This is a genomic window from Nitratireductor sp. GCM10026969 (assembly GCF_042660605.1).
Lineage (GTDB): Bacteria > Pseudomonadota > Alphaproteobacteria > Rhizobiales > Rhizobiaceae > Chelativorans.
Genome location: NZ_JBHSUM010000264.1, coordinates 1 through 2,638, shown reverse-complemented (window position 1 = coordinate 2,638; position 2,638 = coordinate 1). Strand labels below are relative to the sequence as shown.

5 protein-coding genes are annotated in these 2,638 nt (G+C 65.6%); all 5 read left to right on the top strand.

The features are described 5' to 3' along the window. Positions 1–181 precede the first annotated feature (181 nt). From ACFP9U_RS24635 to ACFP9U_RS24615, 5 genes are read left to right on the top strand one after another with little or no spacing between them, the layout of a single operon-like run. Positions 182–502 (top strand): DUF2312 domain-containing protein, encoded by a 321-nt coding sequence (locus tag ACFP9U_RS24635; protein ID WP_378625471.1) that lies wholly within the window; start codon positions 182–184, stop codon positions 500–502. 5 nt (positions 503–507) lie between these two features. After that, the gene (locus ACFP9U_RS24630) at positions 508–1,644 is read left to right on the top strand and encodes an MT-A70 family methyltransferase (RefSeq protein ID WP_378625470.1); all 1,137 of its coding nucleotides are present in this window, start codon (positions 508–510) and stop codon (positions 1,642–1,644) included. After that, positions 1,641–1,919, top strand: coding sequence for a hypothetical protein (locus tag ACFP9U_RS24625; protein WP_378625468.1), 279 nt, complete (start codon positions 1,641–1,643; stop codon positions 1,917–1,919). Before ACFP9U_RS24630 ends, ACFP9U_RS24625 begins: the two co-directional genes overlap by 4 nt. Next, complete coding sequence (locus ACFP9U_RS24620; RefSeq protein WP_378625467.1) at positions 1,912–2,223, top strand: hypothetical protein; 312 nt, start codon at positions 1,912–1,914, stop codon at positions 2,221–2,223. The genes ACFP9U_RS24625 and ACFP9U_RS24620 overlap by 8 nt, the downstream gene beginning before the upstream one ends. Further along, positions 2,220–2,522 (top strand): hypothetical protein, encoded by a 303-nt coding sequence (locus ACFP9U_RS24615; protein WP_378625465.1) that lies wholly within the window; start codon positions 2,220–2,222, stop codon positions 2,520–2,522. The genes ACFP9U_RS24620 and ACFP9U_RS24615 overlap by 4 nt, the downstream gene beginning before the upstream one ends. Positions 2,523–2,638 lie beyond the last annotated feature (116 nt).

The window sequence follows — 2,638 nt, the reverse complement described above, 5'->3', positions numbered from 1 at the left end:
GACGAGCTGCGCCGGGCGGCGGCGAAGGTGCGCGGGGAGGGCGGCTTCACGGTGGTGAGCGGAGGTGGCGGGCAATGAGACACCGTCCGCGCCATTCGCTCGCCGGCGCCTTCGCCATTGGCGTGTTCCTCGCGGCGCTCGCCGTGATCGCGGCGGTTCTGGTCGGGGCGTGGAGGCTTTGATGGAGTACGACCCGTATACCCCGCGCGAGCCAGCGCGAGAACGCGCAGGCGCCAAGCTGAAATCCGAAGCCGACGAAGCAAGTGGGCCCCAGACTGTTGCTGCCGGGCAGTTGCGAGCCTTCATCGAACGTATCGAGCGAGTGCAAGAGGAAATCGACGCGCTCGCGGATGACCGAAAGGAAATCTACGCCGAATGCAAGGCCATGGGCTTCGACACCAAGGCCGTGCGCACCATCGTCAAGTTGCGGAAGATGGACCAGGCCGAAAGGCAGGAGGCCGAGGCGATCCTCGATCTCTACAAGGCCGCGCTGGGGATGTGAGCGCGATGAAGTACCAGCTCCTGCCGCCGCTCTCCGCCGAAGATTATGCAGCTCTGGAAGCGTCGATCATCGCGCATGGCGTGCTCGTGCCGGTCGAGTATGACGAGCATGGCGAGATCATCGACGGCCACCATCGCGTGCAGGTATGCGAAAGCCTCGGCCTCGTCGACTGGCCGCGCTTCGTAAGGAAGGGGCTGTCTGAAACCGAGAAGCGGACGCTCTCGCGCGAACTGAACGTCTCGCGCAGGCATCTGTCCACGGCGCAGAAGCAGGCGATCATCGCCGACCAGTTGCGCGATACGCCGTCAATCTCCTCGCGTGCCATAGCGGCCATGCTGGGCGTCGACCACAAGACCGTTTCTGGTGTCCGCCGCAAGCTCGTCGATGGTGGGGAAATTCCCCACCACGAAGAGGTGGAGGGCCGGGACGGCGTCAAGCAGCCGACACGTAAGGCAATAAAAACAGCTTTCCTGCCGGATCCCGACAATCGGCGCGAGCTGATGAAGGTCGCGAAAGACCTTCGCTCCGACCAGCAGAAGGCGCGGCACCAGGTGCGTCTCGCGCATATGAGTATGATTGCCGAGAAGGGTGCTCCCTCGGCTCCGGGAAAGCTCAATCGCGCCTATCCGGTCTATTACGCGGACCCGCCGTGGAAATACGGCGTCCGCTCGGAAGTGACGGGCCGCGAGAAGAGCGCGGAGAACCACTACCCGACCATGGCGACGGAGGAGATCGTGTCGCTGCTCGCGGAACTCCTCGGCGGCAGCACGCCGGCGGTCTTTTTCTGCTGGGCGACGAACCCGATACTGTTCACCGGGCTGCGGGTGCTCGAGGCCTGTGGCTTCACATACGTGCATCACTGGATCTGGGACAAGGAAGTGGCCGGCACCGGTTATTGGGGCCGCGACCGGCACGAGCTTCTGCTGATCGGGCGCCGCGGCGACATTGCCGCGCCGCTTCCCGGTTCTCAGCCAGAGACGGTCCACCGTGAGCGCAAGGGCGCGCACTCCGTCAAGCCGGACTTCTTCGCCGAGACGATCGAGCGGCTCTACCCCGACATGCCGCGGCTGGAGCTGTTCTGCCGCCGGCCTCGGCCGGGGTGGGACGCTTGGGGCTATGAAGCTGGGGAGACGGCAGAGTGAAGCCTGACTTCTCCCCCGCCATGCTCCGCCTCTTCCTGCGCGCCCGCGCCGAGTTTCGCGTGGTCGATTCCGGCCAGCCCTGGCGGCGGACGGCGAAAGTGAAGGCCTTCAAGGCCGAGATGCGCAAGCTCGCTCGCGTGACCAACCACGAGTTCCATTTCGCCTGGACGGGGCAGCTCGCCTCGCCGGAAACGCGGGCGCGGATCTGGGCCGTGCTTGGGCACTTCCCGGCCGACCACGGCGTCACGCTCACGCATGGAGGGCAGGATGGCTGATATCGACCATGCCGCCTTTGCCGCCGCCGTCACTCGGGTGCTTTGCCGGGCCGGGCTTTCCTATGGAAAGGCCGTCGAAACATGGCCTGAGCTGGACAAGGCCATGCTCTCGCGCGCCTGCAGCGAGCAACGGCTCTCGGCGGCGAATTTCCTGCTGGTCTGCAAGTTCATGGGGCTCGATCCCTTCGCCTTTCTGATCCGGGACAAGCACCGCCGCGTGCGCATGCGCGACATCGCGAAAAGGCTTTCCGATCAGCCCGTTACACAAAGTTCCACACGTGAAACGAGGGAGGGTGCGCGGTGAGCGATCAGCCTTACGATTCTATGCTGCCCATCATCCGCCAAATGCACGAGGCGCGGACCGACGAGGAGCGGGCGCAGCTTCTGCTGATGGTCTCGGATGCGCTCCTGATGAAGTATCGCCCGGTCTTCGAGGCCGTTTGCCGGAAGGCCGGCTTCGGGCCGGGGCTCGAATACATCAATGTGCGGCGCGCGGCCTTCCACGCGATCCGCGGGCCGGACGGCCGGCACAAGAATCCGCTCTTCGAGGACGCCCGCTCCCGCTTTGCCGAAATCGCAGGCGTGGAGGGCGGGGCGCAATGACCAGGCCGCTGCGCAAGGTGGAGACCGTAGTTGCGCCGCTCGACGAGGCCGACCCGATCGCCCGGCGCGTTCTCGCCGGCGTGCGGCAGATGGTCGTGCACGAGGTGGAGCGGCTG